We start from the raw sequence: 20,478 nt of genomic DNA on the forward strand, positions 1-20,478 counted from the left end.
GAACCGATGGCACCGAACGATGATCGATCCCGGACATTCGAGCGCACCGAGTACCGTCGGGTGATCGCATGGCCGGAACGCATTCGTAGAGAAGCACCTTTTCTGAGCGCCACCGTGGGGCAGGCCTCGCCTCGGCGCCTCCTGGATGTCGGGTGTGGAACGGGCGAACACGCCGCGCACTTCGCCGGGCAGGGCTGGGATGCGGTCGGGATCGACATCGCGACGAACATGATTGACGACGCGCTCGAACTGGAGGGCGCCGCACAAAGCGGCGGCTCGCTTCGCTTCGAAGTGCGTGCGGCAGCCGAAGCGGGCGGCCTCCCCGACGCTCCGTTTGGCGCGGCCATCTGTCTCGGGAACACGCTGGCATTCCATCGCACGGAAGAGGAGCTTCTGGCCACCTTCCGGGGGATCGCCGCCGCTCTTGCGCCCGGGGGGCTCTTTCTGTTCCAGCTCCTGAACTACCGCAGGATTCTGGAGAAGCGCGTGCGTGATCTTGCGCCGGGGTTTCGTCCCCTTCCGGAAGAGGAGGGGGACGGGGAGATTGTGTTCGCGCGGTTTCTCGACCCGAAGGATGACGGAACCGTGGACTTCTACCCGGTGACGCTGACGCTGCGGCCCGACTCGGAAGAGCCGGTTCGGTTGCGATCCGCGCGATGCGTGACGCACCGGGGCTGGGTGCGCGCCGAACTGGAAGACGCACTCACACGGGCGGGCTTCTCGGACTTCTCCGCATTCGGAACAATGGCGGAGGTGCCGTACGATCCCGAGTGCTCCCCGGACCTGGTGATGATGGCCCGGCGCACCGGGGGCGAATGACATGTTGCTTCTTGCGGGAGTTGTGGTCGCGGTCTGCACGCTGGACGGGCAAGTGGTCGAAACAGGCGGATCGCCGCTCGGTGGCGTGGCGGTCGTGGACGCGGTCCGCGATACGGTACTGGCGACGACGACCGGCGACGGTCGGTTCAAAGTGACCGTCGGCGCGGGTGACCCCGTTCTGGAGTTTCGGTCTCCCGATCACGCGCCCTTCGTTCAGGCGACCCGTTGCGGCACCACGCTCAAGGTGTCGCTCATGCCACGGGTGTTTCGAATGGCACCCGTGAGCGTTCAAGCGGATCGACTCCGGCGTACCGGAGAGGTCACAATGTCGCGCGTGGATCGCCCCGGTCCGGGTTTCGTGCGGGAGGCATCGGCGGGTTCACCGTCATTGACGCAGGCCGTCGCGCAACTGCCCGGCGTGGGAGCGGTCGGCCGGGATGGATTCACGGCGGCCCCCACGATTCGCGGGATGGGACGCGGCCGGTCGGTCGTGTTGCTGGAAGGCATGCGCCAGTCTTCAGACCGGGGGGTCGGTCCAAGCGCGAGCTTTCTGGATCCAACGCTGGTCGGCAGCGTTGCGGTCGTGCGAGGTGCGGCGGGCGTGGCGTGGGGAAGCGGCGCCATGGGCGGCGTGGTCCGGGCAGGGCTGCCCGACCCGCCGGACGCATGGAGCGCGGAGGCGCGGGCCGCGCTCACCACAAGTCTCGCGGGGAGGCTTGCGACCGCGCGTATCGGCGGGCCGATTACCCCGGGGTGGGCCGCGACCTGCGCGCTTTTTCGGCGGACCGCCCTGGACTATCGTTTTCCGTCAGGCAGCGGCGATCCAGCTGGCCGCGCCACCAACTCCGGACTGGAAAGCACCGGCGGAGCGGGCATCGTCTCGGGAAGTGTCGCGGGCGGGACGCTTCGCATCGCCGGAATCTGCACGAATGCGGATGAAGTCGGGCGCTCCACCACGAAACCCAACCGGCTCGATACCATCGAAGAGGAAGGGCACCGGCAGATCTCCGGCCGCTTCGCACGGGAAGAGAACGACTCCCGAACGGAGATCGCCGGAGGCGTTCATCGGTCGTGGACCACAAACCGGGGTGAACGGTTTGATGACGAAGGAACACGCACGCAGACCGGTCACCTCCGAAACGAATCGTGGGATGGCTCCGCGTCCGTTCTTGTAGAGCGATGGGAGGGGCGTGGCGCGTGGTTGGGCGGGCTGGACGCGTTCTTTCGAAGGGATGTCGATGCGGCCGAGACGGTGGTTCCGTTTGCGGGAGGCGTGCCCGGAGGCGCGACCACCCGGGACCTCGTGCGTGACGGATCGCGCACCGACATGGGGGTCTTCGCGGCGAGAAAGTGGAACCCGCACCCCGCGACCGAAGTGCTGCTCGCCGCCCGTGCGGACCTTGCGAAGCGGGCAGCCCGCGACAGGGACGACGCCACCTGGCTTGCGCCCAGTCTCACCGCGTCGGTGGTGTGGCCGCTTGCTCCCGCGTGGACCGGGACCGCGGGACTTTCACGGTCGTTTCGCGCTCCGAGGCTGTCGGAGATGGTGTTCGAGGGGGACAGACCCGGCGGATACCGTCTGGCCAACCCGGATCTGGAACCCGAGACCGCATGGTCCGCGGAAACGGGGTTTCGCTGGGAGTCCGGTGCATGGTCGGCGGAGGGAGCGGTGTGGGGGATGCTGGCGCACGACCTCATCGTGCAACTTCCGGTCGATGTCGCGGGAGACACGCTTCGCCACGAGAACCGGACACAAGGGAGACTGGCCGGTGTCGAAGCGGCTTGGTCGTGGACTCCGGACGGGGGCGCGGGGCGGGTGCTGGCTGGCTATGCGTTTGTGTACGGTGCGGACGGCCAGGGAAACCCACTGCCCGACATCCCTTCGGGAGAGTTTCGGCTTGGGGGAGAATGGCGGCTTCGGAAGAGCATGACGGCGCGTGCATCGGTGCGGGCTGGAAGTGCGAAAACGCCCCCCTCGGGAGGCGTGGACGAAAGGTGGTACTCCACGCTCCTGGGCGAAACCGGTGTGGGCGGAGACGAAGCCGGGCATCCCGGGTATGCGCGGTGGGATATTGGCTTGCGGACGGACATGGGTCGTCCCCTGGCGGGCGCCCGGTGGACGATGGATGTCACGGTGTCCAATGTGCTGGACTCGCGGTATGCGGATCGCCCGGAAGCGAATGCGTACCCGCAACCGGGGCGCACGCTGACGCTGGAGCTGTCCGCGCGACGATAGGGGAGCTGTCGCCGGTGGAGTGGCGCGCCCCGGGGAACCGCGCGGAGCAGTAGCGGGTGGCGCGGTAGCGGGTGGCGCAGTGGCGGGGGTGGACCCCGCGGGCTCAGACAGTCCTCGCACGCCGGGAGATTCGCCGGGAGACACGCGGCACGCGTCCGGTCCCGGCGCGCTGCGGAACTCGCCTCGGTGCCCACCCCACGCCACCGCGCCCGATTCCGCCGGTGGAGTGGCGCGCCCCGGGGAACCGCGCGGAGCAGTAGCGGGTGGCGCGGTTGCGGGGGTGGACACCGCCGGGTCCAGTTCGTACGCTCCGCGCCTTCACTCACCCGGAGGCGTGTGACATGACCGGCCAGGACAGTGCCAGCGACTTCATCCGCTCGGCCATCACGAAGGACATCGAGAACGGGCTTGCGAGTGATCGTGTGCGCACGCGTTTCCCACCGGAGCCGAACGGTCATCTGCACATTGGCCACGCCAAATCGATCTGCCTGAACTTCGGGATTGCGGAGGAGTTTGGCGGACGGTGTGTGCTGCGCTTTGACGACACCAATCCGATCTCCGAAGAGGAAGAGTTTGTCGAGTCGATGGTGAACGATGTCCGATGGCTTGGTTTCGCGCGCGACGAGGACCCGCTCTTTGCATCCGACTACTTTGAGCAGATGTACGAACTGGCGGTTCGGTTGATCCGCGAAGGGCACGCATATGTCGACAGCCGGAGCATGGAGGAGATTCGCGAGACGCGGGGAACGGTGACGGCACCGGGGACGCACAGTCCGCATCGCGACCGTCCGGCGGAGGAAAGCGAGGACCTCTTCGCGAGAATGCGGGCCGGGGAGTTCCCCGACGGAGCCCACCTTCTCCGCGCGAAGATCGACATGGCACACCCCAATATGCTCCTGCGCGATCCGCCGCTCTACCGAATCCGAAATGCGCCGCACCACCGGACCGGCGATGCCTGGCATGTCTACCCCATGTACGACTGGGCGCACGGGCTGGAGGATTCCATCGAAGGAGTCACGCACTCGCTCTGCACGCTGGAGTTCGAGGTCCACCGGCCGCTGTACGACTGGTTTCTGGAAGTGCTGGGCGTGCACCACCCGCGCCAGATTGAGTTTGCGCGGTTGAATCTGGCTTACACCGTGACCAGCAAGCGCAAACTGGCGGAACTGGTGAGCGGCGGACATGTGACCGGATGGGACGACCCTCGAATGCCGACCCTTTCCGGCTTGCGACGGCGCGGCTATACCGCCAGTTCCATTCGGAACTTCTGCGGGGAAATCGGAGTCGCGAGGCGGGACAGCCTGGTCGACATGGCGCTTCTGGAGAACAGCCTGCGCGAAGAACTGAACCGCACCGCGCCGCGCGTCATGGCGGTGTTGCGTCCGCTGAAAGTCGTGATCGAGAACTACCCCGACGATCAGGTGGAAATGCTCGATGCGGAAAACAATCCGGAGGACGAGGCGGCAGGAAGCCGGGAGATCCCGTTCTCGCGGGAACTGTATGTGGAGCGAACGGACTTTCTGGAAGACGCGCCGCGCAAGTGGTTTCGACTGGCACCGGGGAAGGAGGTGCGCCTGAAGCACGCGTACTTCGTGACCTGCCGGGAAGTCGTGAAAGATCCGAATACCGGGGAAGTGCTGGAGCTTCGCTGCACCTACGATCCCGCATCACGCGGGGGGGCGTCCCCGGACGGGCGCAAGGTGCGCGGAACGCTGCACTGGGTGTCGGCGGCGCAATCCGTGGAGGCCGAGGTGCGCATCTACGACCGCCTGTTCCGGGAACCGGACCCGACCGCGGGGGATGCCGACTTCACGGAACACCTGAACGAGGATTCGCTCCAGACGCTCTCAGGCTGCAGGCTGGAGCCGTCTCTCGGCGAAGTGGAACCGGGCTTCACCTGCCAGTTCATGCGGCACGGGTACTTCCGCGCGGACCCGGTGGATTCGCGCCCGGGGAGTCCCGTGTTTCACCGGACGGCCGCGCTTCGTGACAGCTGGGCGAAGCTGTCGGCGTCGTCGTAGGTTCGTTCCGCCGCGCAGCCTACCGCTCCAGTTCCACGCTCCAGTAAGCTTCACCGATCACGCGCTCCCATGAGGCCAGGCGCGGCAACCGGCGCATGAGCAGTTTCGGCGACCAGGTGGGAAGCACCGGAGTCCTGGCGAGGAGCATCCCGGCTTCTCTGGGGGTGCGGTCTCGCTTCTTCAGATTGCAGTGCACGCACGCGATCACACAGTTCTTCCAGGAAGAAGTCCCTCCGCGTGAACGCGGAAGGATGTGGTCGATCGTCATGGTCTCCGGATCTTCGTGCTTTCCGCAGTACTGACAGGTGGACCGGTCCCGCTCGAAGAGGTTTCGGCGGTTGAACGGGACGCGCCGTCTGGGGATCTTCGAGAACGAATCGAGTACGACAATGTCCGGGACGATGATTCGGAAAGACACGGACGAAACCACAGCGGCGTCATCACTCACGCGAAGATCCGACCACGACCCAAAGCGATGCAGCGAGCAGTCAACCGGGTTCACCGCACGCACCACGGCCTTGTAGAGCAGGACGAGGGCGTGGCGGCCCGTCGTCTGGTGGATGGGTACCCAGTTTCGGTTGAGTACCAGCGCGGGCCGTTCAAGCGCTGCGGAAGGGTTGCTCATATTCTGTCCGTTCGCTGATGAGCGTGCAATGCGGACTCAGTATAACACACTTGTGTGAAAGTGGGCGTGCGCGGCAATCGGGCCGGTTACCGGTCGGGCCGGTTGCGTGCGTGCTCCCGCGCCGTGGCCACTGCCGTGAGGCCCGCGATCGCCGGACGGCAGTGGGGGTCGACGAGCAGCGCTCGCCGATACGCCCACTCGGCGGGATCAAAGCGGCCAAGCTGTGCCGAGAGATTCCCGTAGAGAACCAGATGTGCCGGATCGACATTCCACAGCTGTATGGCCTTCTCCGCGAACGGAAGCGCGGATTCGGGATCGCCGCGCAGGCGAAAGGTGTCGGCAAGACCGATCCAGGGGAGCGAGTCGTCCGGATCCAGCTCCGCCACCGCACGATACCGCGCTTCGGCAGAAGCGTACTCCCGATTGGAAAGGTCGTTCTGCGCGATCCGCAACTGCGCCATCAGGAGATGCTCGTCACGGCTTGCCAGCTCACGGAGCACAGGGAACGCGGCCGGGTCACCCATGTCGACCCGCTCCGACGCCCACCATTCGCGTGCCCAGAGAAACGCGGCGGGTGCGGCTTCGTCCGACTTTCGGAAGTGTTCGATGGCGCGTTCCTTGCCCCGGCCTGCCCCGTTGGCCAGAAGCCCGTCGCAGTACTCGTTGACGAAGGTCAGATCGGGGGAGGCGAGGCGCGATGTGTCGGCCGGGCCGGGAGCGTCGCTCCGCAAGCGATAGATGGCCTCGATGTTCACGCGCCCCGGCGTGGACCGGTAGTAGTAGGGGAAGTAGCTGCGGAAGAACTCTTCGTACAGGAAGAACGCCTTCTCCGCTCCAGAACTGGGACGAAGGCCGGTGGAGAAGAGAATCGCGTCGGGCCGCCGAGCCAGAACGCTGCCCGCGTTGTACTTGATCTCGCGCCATGTGTCGGAGAGGCCGGGGATGGGGTCCGGGTGGTGCGCGATCTCCGCGTCCGTCAACCCGAGCAGGTCGATGATCGGAAGGCCGGAGTAATACCCGACAGCCCCGACGGTGGGTGTCGCAAGCACGAAGTCCGGCGCGAAGCGCTTGCGGAACCACTCGCCGTTCTGGCGCATTCTCCGAACGAAGAGAAGTTCCTGCGTTCGCCGGTCGCGCACCGGGGCGAGCGTGATGGCGAAGGAACTTCCGGCGATCACGAGAAGAAGCGCCGCCGAGACGAGCGCGGGGGTGCGTGGCCGCCCGGGCGCGAATCGCCGCGAGAGGAGTTCCCCGGCGCGGCAGATTCCCAGAGCCGTCAGGATGGACCCAACAGGGAGGACGGGGAGCCAGAACCGGTGGACATAGAGCACATCGCCGCCAATGAGGACGATGTAAGCGGCGAAGACCACCCAGACGGCCAGAAGCCGGGCTTCGATGGAATCTCGACCTCCGCGAAGCGCGGCCCACAGCGCGAGCAGCGGCGCGATTCCCCATGCGCCGTGCGCGCGAAAGAAATCCACGGCATAGGACGCGCCGCGAGCCAGATACTCTCCCGACGACCCGGCCTTCGCGTAGTAGGTGTTCGGGAGAAGGTCGCCGTAATACGCGAACTTCCACACGGCGTGGGGAAGGAGGACCGCGACAAATACGGCCAGATCGAACACGACTCCCCGCCAGGTGCGGTCGTCGCGCGAGGGGCCTCGGCGCGTGGCGGTGTCGAGCGCACGCAGGGCCATCCACGCGGCAAAAACAAGCGGCCCATCCGGGCGCGTGAGCGAAGCCATGGCAAGAAGCGCGGGAGCCAGCGCGCGCCCACGGCGGGACACCCCGGGCGCGTAGGCCCGCTCCAGCCCCGCGGTGACCAGGAAAGCGAAGAGCGCGGTCTCCAACCCGGCCCCGGCCCAGAACGCCAACGCGGTGTTCGATGCCAGAAGCGCCGCCGTCGCCACTGTGGCCGGACCGCAGCGCCCTTCCAGGCGGCACGCGAACCGGGCCGCGACCGCGATCGTGGCGACCCCGAACGCGCTTCCCAGCGCGGAGGCCGCCGTGGTCACGGGAAGGCCCAGGCGGAGAAGCAGCGCCAGAAGGAGTGTCCACGAGAAGTTGGAGTATCCCTCCACGCGCTCCCCGGGGTTGAACACGAGGCCGTGCCCGTCCACGAGGTTTTGCGCATATCGAATGGAGATGAATGCGTCGTCCTGCGTGAATCGGAAGAGATGCGTATGCAGGGCGAACAACGCCAGACAGCCCAGAACGAGCAGCACTCCCGGCCCGACGCGGGGGATTGCGGTCCGGCGGGGTGGAGTCGGTCCGGCGGACTGGTGTCGTCCCTCGCGCTTCCTTCTCTTCCGACTCACGGAGACTCCCCGGAGTTCCCCGCGATGCGCCGCTTCCACTTCCCGGTCTGGGCAAGAACGAATCGCAGAAGGAGACGATCGCCATGGGTCGTGCCGGCGCGAGCGAGAAAGTCGCGAAGAGATCCGCGAAACCGCGTCTCGTTCGGTCGGGGACGGAAGCCGATTTCGCGCAGTGTGGACTCCACTTCCCCGAGGAGTTCGTTCCGTTCCGCGGAGTTCAACGGACGCGCCCCTCGCGCGCTTCGATCACTCCGTGCGGGGGGGTGAATCGTTGAGTGGCCGTACGCGCGCGACAGTTCGGACGCGAGGATTGTGGCGGCCTGCGGAAGACTGAGCGTGGCTCCCGGATTGCTCGGGAGCGGGATGGAGACGACTTCGTCGCAAGCCGCGAGTTGTTCGTTCGTGAGCCCGCGATCCTCCGGCCCGAAGAGAAGCCCGAGTGGCGCAGGGGAATCGGCGGCGCGGGACGCCATGGCCCCAGGATCGAGTACGGGCCGCGACCAGTCGCGCGGACGGGCGGTCGTGGCGCAACTTCGCGAACACCCGTCCAGCGCGTCGCGCAGCGAGTCGCAGACGCGTGCGCCTTCCAGCACATCCTCGGCGCCGTGCGAGAGGCGAACGGCCTCGGGGTCCGCGGGATCCATCCGAGGGTCCACGAGGCGTACCTCGGGGAAGCCGAAGGCCTTGGCTGCACGACACACGGCCCCGAGATTCCCCGGGGAGCGCGTTCCTGCGAGAATGAACACCACCTTCGACTTCATGGCCCCCCCGAACTCCTGCACGGTCGGGACATGGTAGCACCCGCGTGCGGAGCGTGGAACTGTCGCGGTCCCCTTTGCGCCCCCGGGCGGGGTGTGCGACAATCCGCTTCCGTGGGCGGACCCCGCCGTCCGCAAACCAGGGGGGTGCGAACGCATGCCGTTCATGACCATTCGAGAAATCCTGACGAAGGTCGAGACCTTCCACTCGGAGTTCGGCCAGCGTCTCGCCGACGCGAAGGACACTGTGGAAGACGGGCGAGCGAAGGTGCTCATCGACTTTCTCTCCGAGCACCAGCAGGCACTCGCGGATGCGCTCTCCACGATGGAGAAGGAAACGCCGGACCATGTGGCCACTCTCGACGAATGGGTGCAGTTCGATACGGACATCGAAGACCCGCGAACCTACCTCCAGGGGCTGAGGTTCCAGGCGGACGCCACCGCGGAGGATGTTCTGGAACAGGCCAACAACCTGGATGTGTGCCTCTTCTGTCTCTACAAGGGCATGGCCAGGGGTTCCAGCACGCCGAAGGCGCAGCGTCTGTTCGCGAGGCTTGCGCGCATGGAACTCGAACACCAGAAACTGAAGAGCCAGTCGTACTACTAGTCTGCTTTCCGGCGGAGCCGCCTTGGACTTTCAGGGGATTCTCCTCTATGTAGTGCTGGCCGCATCGGGCGGTGCGGTCTATGCCCTCGCCCGACTGCTTCGCCTCCCCGCCACGGGCGTCACGCTCTGCGCGGGAGTTCTTCTGGGTCGCGCGGGCGCGGAAGTTCTTTCGTTCGAGACTCTCTCGCGAACCATGCCCGGGATCGTGCTGCATACCGGCGTTCTCCTGGGAGTGGTCGGGCATCGCCTTGGCGAGGGAATGCTCCGTCGCCCACCCCACGCGATCCTGTGGGGAATGGTCCCGCCGGTCGCACTTTCCGCCATGGCGCTGGGTGTGGCGGTCCTGGCACTTCCGGATGTTCTTGCGGACCCGGGTTCCAGCAAGACGCTGCTGCCGTTTTTCGTGCCGCTGGCCGTGGCGCTCGCCCCGTTCCCGTTGCTGGCGCTTCGGGACTTCCGCAGCGCACCGCCCGCGAATGTCGGCGCGATCTTCCTGGTCTCGGTGCTTCTTGTCGGCGTGGTGTACTCGTCCATGCCGCCCCTGCGGTGGGCGCAGGAATACAGTGCGCGGGTTCTCTGGCGCAATCCGCTTCTGGTGCTGGGCGAATCGGGGGCGCTGGGGTTGGCGGCGGCCATTGTCTACCTGTTGCTGGTGCGTCGCGCGCGCGTCAGCGGGCGACTCGTCCTTGCGACGATGCTCCTTTGGGGGGCGTGGCAGGTTCCGAGGCTCCTGCTGTGGCTGCCTTTTGTGATGCTGGGCTTCGGGATTGCACTCGGGCGCACGGGGGAGACGATCGCCTCCACAGCGGGCCGCCGGGAGTGGTTCTTCCACGACGCGCCACTGGCGTTCGTTGCGGGCCTTTCCTTCGCGCCGGACCTCTTTCGCGAGGAACTGGCCGTTCCCGCGCTCGTGTTTTCTACGGCGCTTCTTGCCGTGACGCTGGCGATTCGCCGCGCACTTCCCACCGGGCGAACGCTCGTCACCGGCCCGGGGGCGCTCTACCTGGCGTGCGCGCTCCTGCTTCGATGGGAACCGCGCACGGGTGGGGTGGGCCGCTACGCGATCGACTTTGTGCTGCCCGCGTGGGTCATGCTTCGGGTCGTGTTTGCGTGGCTGGAAGGGTGGCGGCCGATTCGCCCGGATCGCGTTCGCCGGGTGTTCGCTCAGGCGCGGTTCACGAAGAAGACCATCTCTTCGGAATCGGAGTCGTAGGGACGGCCGTCAAAGTCTCCGACGACCCGCGCCGTCCGCAATCCGGCGCGCGCCAGAAGATGCTCGAACTCATACCGGTGAAACCAGCGCCAACGCATGGGCGCATGGTCTCGGGAAAGCCTGCGACGGCCTTGATAGACATCCCAGTAGTAGTCGATGGCTCCCATCTGGCGTGGAAAGTCACAAGTCATGCGGAACCGCTGGACAACGCGCGTCCCGGGTTCCGGACCCTTGCGGTCGTAAGCGACCACGAGTCGCCCGTTGAGCCGCTCGAACTCGGGGATGTCCGGATGAAAGAGGTCGATGACGGCCAACCCGTCCGGGCGAAGGTGCGTGCGGATGAGGCGGAGGGCGGCGAGTTGCCGGTCGACGGTGTACAGATGATGAAATGCGCGGAACGGGACGAGGACCGTGGCAAAACGCTTCCGGATCGCAGTCTTTGCCATGTCGCCTTCGAGAAGCGTCCAGGATCCGCGTGCTTCGCGCAGGCGGGAAAGGCGCACGCGCGCTCGTTCCAGCATTCGCCGGGAGACTTCCAACCCGGTGACGGCAAAGCCCGCCCGCACCAGGTGGCGTGTCACGCGGCCGGTTCCCGCGCCAAGTTCCAGCACGGGGTTCCCGCCTTCACGGGCGCAGTCCAGATAAAACGGGATGTCCTTTCGGACGCGGCGGTCGTAGTCGAAGTCGTACCACTTGGCCATGGCATCGAACTCCGGACGCGCCAGTCCGGGCGGCGTGGCGGTCAGGATGAACCGCCCGCGTTTCTTGAGGTCGGGCACTCGGTCTGGTGTCCGTCTCCCTGCAAGCGAAAGAAGACCGGCCGACAGAAGTTCCCGCGCTCCAGGTCGTAGGAACCGGACCACTTGCGGTCACGAATCCGCTCCACCCACTCCAGCGCAAGATCGATCTCCTCTTCCGTATTGAACAGCCCGATGCTGATGCGGACCGCGCCGGGGAGCAGGGGGTCTTCGTCGCCGCGCCGGAGGCTGTCGACCAGATCGCCGACATCGTCCAGGCCCAGCAGATGATGCAGATACGGATGCGCGCAGAAGCACCCGTTGCGCGTGGCGATCCCGCCTTCGTGGTTGAGGATTGCGGAGACGAGATCGTGATGAATCCCGTCGATGTTGAACCCGACCACCCCGAGGCGTTCGTCCGGGGAAGGGGGGCCGAGGACATTCACGCCGTCGATCCCGGCAAGCCCGGCCAGGAGGCGCCGCGTGAGATCCAGTTCGTGTTCGCGCACCGCATCGAGGCCCGTGTCCTGGAGGAAACGCAGAGCGCGGGCCATGGCGATGGCGCCGGGAATGTTGGGTGTGCCGCCGAGATGGCGATCCGGGCCGGTGGTCCAGACGACATCGTCATGGGTCACGGCGAGCACCGTGCCGCCCCCCGGCAGATACGGCGGCACGGTGTCCATGAAGTCGCGGGGCGCGACGAGAAACGCCGACCCGAACGGCGCGTAGGCCTTGTGGCCGGCCGCCGCGAGAAAGTCGATGTGCTCCGGGTCAGAGGCGCGGCGCATGTCGATGCGCTTGTGTGCCAGAAGCTGCGCCGCGTCCACACAGATGAGCGCGCCGTGTTCGTGCGCAAGGCGGGCGATCTCGTGGATGTCGGGCATCCACCCGGAGACATTCGATGCTCCGGTCACCGCGACCAGCTTCACCGGGTGGTTCGTCAGTTTCCGCTCCATGTCCTCCATGTCGAGCGCCCCTTCCGGAGTCGCCCCGACGAGGAGGGTCTCCCCGCGCGCACGATAAGGAAGGTCGTTCGAGTGGTGCTCCAACAGTGTGGTCAGCACCACGCCGTCGAGACTGGCCACGGCGTGAGAAGCGAGATCCAGCGCGGCGGTCGTGTTCGTCGTGAGGAAGACGGTCTTCTCGGAGAGATCCGCGCCGACCATCCCGGCGACCGTTTCCGTCACCCGGTCGAAGAGGTCGCTGGCGATCATGCTCAGGTTGTGGTGCCCGCGGTGAATGTTGGAGTAGTACTTCTCCACAAACTCGCGGTGCGTGTCGATGACCGCGCGCGGCGGGTGCGTGCTGGCTCCGTGATCGAAGTAGCGGATCGGCTGCGGGGCGTCGTGTCCGGGCAGAGGAAACTTCTGTCGACAGATGGGGAACTCGTCCCGAATCCAGCGAATGTCCAGCTTCAAGAGGATCCTCGCGGGCTAGAAGAGTGGCCAGAAGACGGGAATGAGAATCGTCGCCGCCACCCATAGCAGGAGGTTCAGCGGAAGCCCGAAGCGGATGTAGTCGGCGAAGGTGTACCCGCCCGGCCCCATGACGATGGTGTTTGTCTGGTATCCGATGGGTGTGGCGAAACTCGCGGAAGCCCCGAACGCGATGGCGAGAAGGAACGGCCGCGGGTCGGCGCCGAGCGCCTCGGCGACTCCGAAGGCGACCGGGGCCATGAGCACCGCGGTGGCGTTGTTGGACAGAAAAGAGGTGAGGAGGCTTGTCACGGCGTAGAAGCCCGAGAGAACGGCGACCGGTCCCAGGGGACCGAGCACTCCCATCGTCCAACCGACGAGTGATGCGGCAACGCCGGTTTTTTCCATGGCGACACCGAGCGGAATGGACCCGACGATCAACAGCAGCACCGGCGGATCGAGCGCGTCCATCGCCTCACGCGGGCGGAGGCAGCGCGTGGCCATGAGCACCCCGGCGCCGCCGACCGCCAGTACGGACAGCGGTGCCACATGCAACGCGGCGAGCGCCACCACGATCGCCAGCGTTCCGATGGCGATGGGTGCGCGCCTGGCGTTGACGACCATCCGGTCCACCCCCTCCACGACCATGACGGAACCGGTCTCGCGAAGCGCCCCGAGGCCGCGCCGGTCGGCCTGCAGGAGGAGGACATCGCCGCCCTGAAGTCGCATGCCGCGGATGTGGTAGCGGTGCTGGCGCCCGTGCCGCTGGATCGCCATGACCTTGACGCCGTAGAGACGGTTGAGCCCGAGTCGACTCACCTGCACCCCCACGAAGGGGGAATCCGGCAACACGACCGCCTCCGCAATGGAAAGGTCCATGGAGCGCACCTCCACGCGCTTCTCGTCTTCCACAACGCTGGCCACGCGCAGGCCGTGCCGGTCGATAAAGTGCGTGATGCCCGCGGGCGTCCCTTCGACAATGAGGGAGTCCTCCGGTTGCACTGACTCGTCCATGGCCTGCCCGGCGAAGAGAACCTGCTCACCGCGGACGATTTCCAGAAGGCGCACATCGGTGGAGTCGGGCGGGAAGATATCGCGGATGGGGGACGCGACGAGATCGGCGGCGGGCCCGACCAGAAGTTCGGTGACGAAGGTGGCGCCGCGGTCTTCCGGCAGAAGCGTCGCGAGCGGCGCGCGGTTCGGGAGGATCTTCCGGGCGAAGAGCGCAATGTACAGCAACCCGATGGCCAGGAAGCAGAGTCCCAGCGGCGCGAACTCGAAGATCCCGAAGCCGGGGCCGCCATGCGCCCGGTAGGCTTCGTGGACGAGGAGGTTCGTGCTGGTTCCGATGAGCGTGCAGGTGCCGCCGAGAATGGCGAAATAGCTGACGGGGAGCAGGAGCTTGGACGGCTTGATCTTGAAGTGTCGCGACAACTCCAGCGTGACCGGCACCATCATGATGACGACGGGCGTGTTGTTGAGAAACGCGCTGGCCAGCGAGATCAGCGACGCCAGAAACGCACCGAGGCGCATGACGCTTCGGCGTGCGCCCCGGCGGAGGAGTTCCACCAAAAACTCCAGCGCCCCGGTTCGGATGAGACCGGCCGAGAGAATGAACATGGCCGCGATCGTGACGGTGGCGGGGCTGGACAGGCCGGAGAGGGCTTCCGCGGGCGTCAGGAGACCCGTGCCGGCGAGTGCCGCGATGATGAGCGCCGCGGTCGCCTCATAGGGGAGCGCGCGGGTGAGAAAGAGCACCACGCCGCCGATCAGGATGGCGAGAAAGATCCACTGGTCCATCGGTCACCTCCCCCCGGGAACGGGTGGCGGGCGAAGCCCCACAAGCGGGTTGAGCATGGGGGTGCGCGGCGATTTTCGCAACTGGAGAGGAGTGCGGGCCGGGGACTCCTTGCATTCAGGGCGGGTTGAGGGCAGAATGCCCGCGACCGGGGTCCGGGTGGACGAACGGGGGAGGAGGGGCCGATGAGTGTCCATTCCATGCTGCTTCCGGGCGGGGTGCTTCGCGCGCCGGTCTGGGATTCGGCAACGGGCCGCAGCCACATGCGCGATGTCACGGACGAGCTTCCGTCGTTTCTCAGGATGGCGGTTCGCACGCACGATGCGGTCACGCTGCGAGACCTTCTCCTGCTGGCGGAGCGGCACCGCGACTTTCTTCGCCCACTGTTCACGGAACTTCTGGACGATTTCGTCGAAGAGGTGCAGCGCCCGGCGACGGACGAGGAGATCTGCGACCTCGACTATCTGGAGATCTGCTGGGAGTGGCTCTCCATCGAGGATCGGTTCGACCTGAACCCGGTACTCGTGGGACGGAACCACCGCGAGGAAGAGGCGTACTCCATTGAGGCCATCCCGACATTCTGCATCGGCCACCTGCCCATCCTCCTGAAACCGCGCTTTGTGATGGAGATCCCGGCGGAGGGCGCGACCGGAATCGGGGCGGGAGCCGGGACGGACGGCGGAGGCCGCGCGCAGGGCATGTTCCGCCGGGAACTCCGGCGAGGCTTCACGCTCCACGATGTCTTCGACGCGGTGCTCTCGGAGATCACCAGCCATGGCCCGCCCACGGAGCGCGACGAGTGGTGGCGGGAAATCGGAAGCCGCCAGAACCCCCCGGGCGACGCGGGGAGCGGGTCGGCCTGAGTCTGCGGGCGTGCGGGCACCCCGGAAGAACGACACCCGGATCGTGCGTGCGCTCCACCGCGAGCGGGAAGCCCGGCCGGGAATCAGGCTTCCGATTCGGCCGTTTCGGTTTCCTCGGGGGGCGCTTCCGGGTTGCCCGTGGTCAGGTAGCGATGCATGGCCGTCGCCGCCGTCCGCCCGGCCCCCATGGCCAGGATCACCGTGGCTCCGCCGGTCACGATGTCCCCGCCCGCGAACACATCCGGAAGCGATGACTGCATCGTCTCGGCGTGGACGATGATCGTGCCGCGCCTTTCGTCCCGCTCCAGTTCCGGGCAGTCGGAAACCAGCAGCGGGTTCGGACCCTGCCCGATGGCCATGACCACCGTGTCCACATCGAAGACCTTGGTCTGCCCCTCGATCGGGACGGGGCGGCGGCGGCCGGAGTCGTCGGGTTCGCCCAGTTCCATCTCCTGGCACTTGATTCCCCCGACCGCGCCGTGGCCGTCGTCGAGAATCTCGATCGGAGAGTGAAGCAGGTTGAGATCCACGCCCTCTTCCTCGGCGTGGTGGATCTCTTCGATCCGCGCGGGCATCTCCAGGCGGGATCTTCGGTAGATCAGGTGGACCTTCTCCGGGTTCAGCCGTCTTGAAGTGCGCGCGGAGTCCATCGCGGTGTTCCCGGCGCCGATCACGGCGACCCTTCGGACATTCTTGATGGGCGTGTCGTTCTCGGGGAAGTTGTACGCGCCCATCAGGTTGATGCGCGTCAGGTATTCGTTGGCCGAGTACACGCCGTTGAGGTTCTCGCCGGGAATGCCCAGGAACCAGGGGAGCCCCGCGCCGGTGCCGATGAAGGTGGCGTCGAACCGGTCGCGGATGGAGTGGAGCGACTCCGCCTTGCCGACCGGATAGTTCATGACAAACTCGACGCCCATCTCCTTCAGGCCTTCGATCTCGCGAACCAGAATGGCCTTTGGCATCCGGAACTCGGGGATGCCGTAGAAGAGCACTCCGCCCGGCTTGTGCAGCGCCTCAAACACGGTCACTTCGTGGCCCAGCTGGATCAGATCGCTTGCGGCGGTCAGGCCGCTCGGGCCCGACCCGATGATGGCGACCTTCTTCCCGGTGGCGGGAGCGACGCTTGGGGTGCCGCCGACGCCGTGCTCGAGCGACCAGTCGCCGATGAAGCGCTCCACGCGGCCGATCCCGCCGGGGTCGCGGCCCTGCTTCGGCTTGTTCAGCGTGCAGACCAGTTCGCACTGATCTTCCTGCGGGCAGACGCGGCCGCAGATGGCGGGGAGAAAGTTCTTCTCCTTGATCTTGCGGAGCGCGCCCTCGTAGTTTGAGTCCGCGACGAGAGACAGGAACGCGGGGATGTCGATGCCCACGGGGCACCCCGGAATGCACGGCTTGTCCTTGCACTGGATGCAGCGTCGCGCCTCTTCCGTGGCCTCTTCCGGCGAGTAACCCAGCGGGACTTCCCGCCAGTTGTTCACGCGTTCTTCCGGAGCCTGTTCCCGCATGGGAGTCTTGTTCTTCGACTTGTTGAACTTTCGCTTCGCGGGCTTTTTCTTGTCGGTCATTCTGTCCCCACCTGTTCGCCGGTTGCGCCGGACGGTCTGTCCGCGAGAGCCGCAAGACGACACCGATGCCCGCGTTCCCGGGCAAGGGCCTCTTCCTCGTGATAGTAGGCCAGCCTGCTCATCAGTTCGTCGAAGTCGACCTGGTGCCCGTCGAACTCCGGTCCCTCCACGCAGGCGAACTGGGTCTCCCCGCCCACGGTGACCCGGCAGGCTCCGCACATTCCGGTGCCATCGACCATGATCGGGTTCAGCGAGACCAGCGTCGGGATGTCATGCGGTTCGGTGGTCTTGCAGACGAACTTCATCATGATGACCGGGCCGATGCAGACGACTTCGTCGATCTTCTCTCCGGCGTCGATCATGTCCTGCAGCGCGTTCGTGACGAGACCGTGCTTTCCATAGGATCCGTCGTCGGTGGTAATGATGAGGTCGTCGCTGACGGCGCGGACCTCGTCTTCCAGAATGAGAAGGCCTTTCTCCCGTGCGCCGAGCACCGAGACCACGCGGTTTCCCGCGGCACGGAACGCTTCAGCCATCGGCCATACGACAGCGATGCCGATTCCGCCCCCGACGCACACCACGGTCTTGCCTCCGTCGGGGATTTCCGTCGGCTTGCCGAGAGGCCCGGCGAGGTCGAGGATCTCGTCGCCTTCGCGCAGGAGGTTCATGTCGTCGGTGGTCTTTCCGACCTGCTGCACGACCAGCGTGATGGTGCCGCGCTCCGGATTCCGATGGGCAATGGTGAGCGGGATGCGTTCGCCGCGGTCGGACACGCGGAGGATCACGAACTGTCCGGCCTGTCCTCGTTCGGCGATGTGTCTCGCCTCAATCTCGAAGAGCATCACATTCTCCGCCAGCTCTCTGGCGGTGACGATCCTGTTGGGCACGGCTCACGCTCCCTGGTTCGATGCGTCATGAGGTGACGGTGTCTGGCCCGCACCTCTCACCATGCGCCGATTGGACCATGCAGGTGGGGAATCCAGTCCACGGATGATATCCGTTTCGCGGCCAAAGGCAAGCCGGGCAGGAGAGAAACAGGGCGGAGGGGGCGTGGCGGCGCGAGCGAAGAGCCCGGGCGGCCGGGGGGGTGACCGGGCCTCCCGCGCGAATCCGGGGGGTCTATGCCGAAAGAAACCGCCGGAGTCGGTCCGCGAGGTCCGGCGCGTCGGCGGGTCGGGCAAGCCCCGTGGCGGAAATGCGCACATGGCCGGGCGTGCCGAAATCCGTCCCCGGGGTGAAGCCGACCCCGGCCTCCCGCGCGAGGCGCGTGCAGAAGGACAATGCGTCCGCCGCGCCGGTGAGACGCATGGCCTCCGTGGCGTCGGCGAAGAGACAGAATCCACCCTCCGGGTCCGGAGCGGGAAGTGCGGTGTCGGAGAGCGCCGAGAGGAGGGCATCCACGCGGGACCGCACGCACTGCCGCGCCGACGCAAGGAACGAGTCGGGCACTTCCGGCGCGGACACGAGCGCATCCTGGACGATCGTGTTGGGCGGGTTGAGGTGCGCGGCCTGGAACGCCGTGAAGGCACGCACGAGTTCGGCGTCGGCCAGCGTGTACCCCATGCGCCACCCGCACACGCCGAATGTCTTGGAGAAGCTGTGGATGCGAATGACGGGGTCGCCGTCGGCGCCGGGCGCGGGAGAGGGCGGGGGCGCTTCGTTGCGCCCGCCCGCATAGCGGAAGTTCTCATACGCGAGATCCATGACCAGATACGCGCCCTGCGCGCGGACGGCCTCGGCGAGGCGGCGTTCCTCTTCGGCGCGAAGGATGGCTCCGGTGGGGTTGCACGGCGACGACAGAATGACGGCCCGCGTCTTCGGGGTGAAGGCGGACGCGATCCGGTCTGCATCGAACGCGAAGTCGGGAGCCGAACGCGGCACCGGAATGACGGTGGCCCCGACCAGCGGCGGCGCGCTGCGATAGGGTCCGTATCCCGGCGTCGGGACCACGACTTCGTCGCCGGGCCGGAGGAGGGTGCCGAGCACGGCCAGCACGGCCAGCTTCGAACCTTGCGTCACGAACACCTGCCCGGGCGACCACTCTTCCCCGCGCCGCGCGCGCAGACGGACGATGGCGTCGCGGAGCGCGGCCGACCCCTGGCTGCTCGAGTAATCCCAGTTCCGGACCCGCGCGGCCCGGGCGAGGGCGTCGCGCAGTTCGCCCGGCGGATCGAAGCAGGGAGCGCCGACCAGGAGGTTGTGCGGGGCGTTCGGCGGGAGCGCGTTCCACACCAGATCGATGCCGCGGCGCGGCGGTCCCTCGATCATGGCGCGGCCTCGGCGGGCGGGGAGCCTTCCGATTCGAAGAAGCACCGCCCGGCGTCCATGATCGCCTCGAAGCGTGCGGCGTCGCCTTCGTCCACGGAGCGGCGAATCTCCTCGAACGCGTCGATCAGCGTCCGCAGAACCTCTTTCGTGTGCGGGTTGCGCTCCTGGATCTCGTAGTAGAGGCGCGGGTTCTCGGAGGCGACCTCGCGCGTGGTTCCCGCCTGTCTACGGAATGTCACGCCGCTCACGGCGGCGAGTTCCGCGAACGACAACCCGAAGAGGTCGAGCGCGCGGGCGAAACCGACATTGAGGAGGTGCGCCATGCCGAGAACCGCGGCCATGTGGCGGTCGTGTTCCGCGAGGTCGACGGGGACCACCTGCGCACTTGTCGCGGTGAAGAGTTCCTCCACGATCGCTTCGTCCCGTGCGTGGCCGGCGCGGCAGATGAGCACCTGCTTGCCGCTGAGGACACGCGCTCCCGGACCGAACATGGGATGGAATGAAACCACGCGGACGCCGCGTTCCCGGAGCGCGGAGAGATCGTCGACAAGGTGTGACTTCACGCTGCACATCTCCGCGACCACTCCGGGGGGATTGTGGGAGGCGATCTCGTGGAGCGCGGCGGCCGTCGCGCCGATCGGGACGGCGAGGAGCGTGAGTTCGGCCCAGGCGGCGCCTTCGGCCAGCGTGGAGACGCGCGGGAACCCGCCTTCGGCATCGGCGGGGTCGTGGACGCGAACGGTATGCCCCTGCACATGGAGGAAGCGCGAGACCCAGCGGCCCATGCCGCCGCACCCGCCGACGACGAGCACACGCCGCCGGTCGCCGTCGTGGAGGCTGTCCACCAGCGGGGACTGGGTTTCCACCGCCCGGCGAATGAGGAAGACGGCGAGTTCCTCGCCGACGGACCCGTCGAGCCCCAACTCGCGGGCGCGGTCCCGAAGACGGGTGACGACACGAGACTCGACTTCGTAGTTCCGGAGCGGAATGCGGGCGTCGCGTTTGAGCATCCCGATCTCGTGGGCGATCTCTCCGCGCTTCGCAATGAGGCGGAGGATCTCCCCGTCGAGCGACTGGATCTCCCGGCGGTGTTTCGAGAGCGCGTCTTCGAAATCGGGGCGGGTCATGGGGCCTCCGGTGGCCGGGGGGACCGGCGCCCGGCGTGCGGGGAGGCTAACCGATCGCCGCGGGGATGCCCAGCGTGGGGTGGTCGTGCGTGCTTGGCGCGCGGGGAG

Annotated in this window: 16 protein-coding genes; 6 read left to right on the plus strand and 10 right to left on the minus strand. The window is 66.9% G+C overall.

Features of this window, described 5'->3' with window-relative positions; all coding sequences use genetic code 11:
- Nucleotides 1-6 precede the first annotated feature (6 nt).
- The 3 genes from QF819_05540 to QF819_05550 all read left to right on the plus strand — a co-directional run bounded on the left by QF819_05540 (nucleotide 7) and on the right by QF819_05550 (nucleotide 5,076).
- Nucleotides 7-819 (plus strand): class I SAM-dependent methyltransferase, encoded by an 813-nt coding sequence (locus QF819_05540; protein ID MDP6802625.1) that lies wholly within the window; start codon nucleotides 7-9, stop codon nucleotides 817-819.
- 1 nt (nucleotide 820) lies between these two features.
- Complete coding sequence (locus tag QF819_05545; GenBank protein ID MDP6802626.1) at nucleotides 821-3,055, plus strand: TonB-dependent receptor; 2,235 nt, start codon at nucleotides 821-823, stop codon at nucleotides 3,053-3,055.
- A gap of 341 nt (nucleotides 3,056-3,396) precedes the next feature.
- Nucleotides 3,397-5,076: a glutamine--tRNA ligase/YqeY domain fusion protein gene (locus tag QF819_05550; protein ID MDP6802627.1), complete on the plus strand. Its 1,680-nt coding sequence runs from the start codon at nucleotides 3,397-3,399 to the stop codon at nucleotides 5,074-5,076.
- Between the two features lie 19 nt (nucleotides 5,077-5,095).
- Here the strand turns inward: QF819_05550 and QF819_05555 are convergent, their stop codons facing one another.
- From QF819_05555 to QF819_05565, 3 genes are all read right to left on the minus strand, one after another.
- A complete protein-coding gene (locus QF819_05555) occupies nucleotides 5,096-5,701 on the minus strand; it encodes an HNH endonuclease (GenBank protein MDP6802628.1) in 606 nt (201 codons plus the stop codon).
- Between the two features lie 86 nt (nucleotides 5,702-5,787).
- Nucleotides 5,788-7,926, minus strand: coding sequence for a tetratricopeptide repeat protein (locus QF819_05560; GenBank protein ID MDP6802629.1), 2,139 nt, complete (start codon nucleotides 7,924-7,926; stop codon nucleotides 5,788-5,790).
- An 89-nt stretch (nucleotides 7,927-8,015) separates the two neighbouring features.
- A complete protein-coding gene (locus tag QF819_05565) occupies nucleotides 8,016-8,780 on the minus strand; it encodes an RNA methyltransferase (protein MDP6802630.1) in 765 nt (254 codons plus the stop codon).
- Between the two features lie 163 nt (nucleotides 8,781-8,943).
- Here QF819_05565 and QF819_05570 point away from each other — a divergent pair, with 163 nt between their 5' ends.
- Nucleotides 8,944-9,384, plus strand: a complete 441-nt coding sequence (locus tag QF819_05570; GenBank protein ID MDP6802631.1) for a hypothetical protein — start codon at nucleotides 8,944-8,946, stop codon at nucleotides 9,382-9,384.
- Between the two features lie 22 nt (nucleotides 9,385-9,406).
- A complete protein-coding gene (locus QF819_05575) occupies nucleotides 9,407-10,597 on the plus strand; it encodes a hypothetical protein (protein ID MDP6802632.1) in 1,191 nt (396 codons plus the stop codon).
- On the opposite strand, the gene QF819_05580 is transcribed toward QF819_05575, so the two are convergent.
- Genes QF819_05580 through QF819_05590 form a run of 3 tightly spaced genes read right to left on the minus strand, consistent with a single transcriptional unit; the run spans nucleotide 10,549 to nucleotide 14,549 of the window.
- Nucleotides 10,549-11,376, minus strand: a complete 828-nt coding sequence (locus QF819_05580; GenBank protein ID MDP6802633.1) for a class I SAM-dependent methyltransferase — start codon at nucleotides 11,374-11,376, stop codon at nucleotides 10,549-10,551. The genes QF819_05575 and QF819_05580 overlap by 49 nt on opposite strands.
- The gene (locus QF819_05585; GenBank protein ID MDP6802634.1) at nucleotides 11,340-12,752 is read right to left on the minus strand and encodes an aminotransferase class V-fold PLP-dependent enzyme; all 1,413 of its coding nucleotides are present in this window, start codon (nucleotides 12,750-12,752) and stop codon (nucleotides 11,340-11,342) included. The genes QF819_05580 and QF819_05585 overlap by 37 nt, the downstream gene beginning before the upstream one ends.
- Nucleotides 12,753-12,767: 15 nt before the next feature.
- On the minus strand, nucleotides 12,768-14,549 hold the full coding sequence (locus tag QF819_05590) for an SLC13 family permease (GenBank protein MDP6802635.1): 1,782 nt from the start codon (nucleotides 14,547-14,549) through the stop codon (nucleotides 12,768-12,770).
- Between the two features lie 183 nt (nucleotides 14,550-14,732).
- On the opposite strand from QF819_05590, the gene QF819_05595 reads away from it, so the two are divergent.
- Nucleotides 14,733-15,410 (plus strand): hypothetical protein, encoded by a 678-nt coding sequence (locus QF819_05595; GenBank protein MDP6802636.1) that lies wholly within the window; start codon nucleotides 14,733-14,735, stop codon nucleotides 15,408-15,410.
- 83 nt (nucleotides 15,411-15,493) lie between these two features.
- Here QF819_05595 and gltA read toward each other — a convergent pair whose 3' ends face one another.
- The 4 genes from gltA to QF819_05615 all read right to left on the minus strand — a co-directional run bounded on the left by gltA (nucleotide 15,494) and on the right by QF819_05615 (nucleotide 20,370).
- Entirely contained in the window at nucleotides 15,494-16,975 is a 1,482-nt protein-coding gene (gene gltA / locus QF819_05600; GenBank protein ID MDP6802637.1) for an NADPH-dependent glutamate synthase, read from the minus strand.
- Entirely contained in the window at nucleotides 16,972-17,862 is an 891-nt protein-coding gene (locus tag QF819_05605; GenBank protein MDP6802638.1) for a sulfide/dihydroorotate dehydrogenase-like FAD/NAD-binding protein, read from the minus strand. The genes gltA and QF819_05605 overlap by 4 nt, the downstream gene beginning before the upstream one ends.
- A gap of 232 nt (nucleotides 17,863-18,094) precedes the next feature.
- Nucleotides 18,095-19,243, minus strand: coding sequence for a pyridoxal phosphate-dependent aminotransferase (locus tag QF819_05610; GenBank protein MDP6802639.1), 1,149 nt, complete (start codon nucleotides 19,241-19,243; stop codon nucleotides 18,095-18,097).
- Nucleotides 19,240-20,370, minus strand: coding sequence for a bifunctional chorismate mutase/prephenate dehydrogenase (locus QF819_05615; GenBank protein MDP6802640.1), 1,131 nt, complete (start codon nucleotides 20,368-20,370; stop codon nucleotides 19,240-19,242). Before QF819_05615 ends, QF819_05610 begins: the two co-directional genes overlap by 4 nt.
- Nucleotides 20,371-20,478: the final 108 nt, after the last annotated feature.

It is taken from the genome of Gemmatimonadota bacterium (genome assembly GCA_030747075.1).
GTDB lineage: Bacteria > ARS69 > ARS69 > ARS69 > ARS69 > ARS69.

What these genes read in the sequence shown, in the direction of transcription:
- QF819_05540 (MDP6802625.1), top strand. Translation starts at nt 7, where the DNA reads ATGGCACCGAACGATGATCGATCCCGGACATTCGAGCGCACCGAGTAC.
- QF819_05545 (MDP6802626.1), top strand. Translation starts at nt 821, where the DNA reads ATGTTGCTTCTTGCGGGAGTTGTGGTCGCGGTCTGCACGCTGGACGGG.
- QF819_05550 (MDP6802627.1), top strand. Translation starts at nt 3,397, where the DNA reads ATGACCGGCCAGGACAGTGCCAGCGACTTCATCCGCTCGGCCATCACG.
- QF819_05555 (MDP6802628.1), bottom strand. Translation starts at nt 5,701, where the DNA reads ATGAGCAACCCTTCCGCAGCGCTTGAACGGCCCGCGCTGGTACTCAAC.
- QF819_05565 (MDP6802630.1), bottom strand. Translation starts at nt 8,780, where the DNA reads ATGAAGTCGAAGGTGGTGTTCATTCTCGCAGGAACGCGCTCCCCGGGG.
- QF819_05570 (MDP6802631.1), top strand. Translation starts at nt 8,944, where the DNA reads ATGACCATTCGAGAAATCCTGACGAAGGTCGAGACCTTCCACTCGGAG.
- QF819_05590 (MDP6802635.1), bottom strand. Translation starts at nt 14,549, where the DNA reads ATGGACCAGTGGATCTTTCTCGCCATCCTGATCGGCGGCGTGGTGCTC.
- QF819_05595 (MDP6802636.1), top strand. Translation starts at nt 14,733, where the DNA reads ATGAGTGTCCATTCCATGCTGCTTCCGGGCGGGGTGCTTCGCGCGCCG.
- gltA (MDP6802637.1), bottom strand. Translation starts at nt 16,975, where the DNA reads ATGACCGACAAGAAAAAGCCCGCGAAGCGAAAGTTCAACAAGTCGAAG.
- QF819_05610 (MDP6802639.1), bottom strand. Translation starts at nt 19,243, where the DNA reads ATGATCGAGGGACCGCCGCGCCGCGGCATCGATCTGGTGTGGAACGCG.
- QF819_05615 (MDP6802640.1), bottom strand. Translation starts at nt 20,370, where the DNA reads ATGACCCGCCCCGATTTCGAAGACGCGCTCTCGAAACACCGCCGGGAG.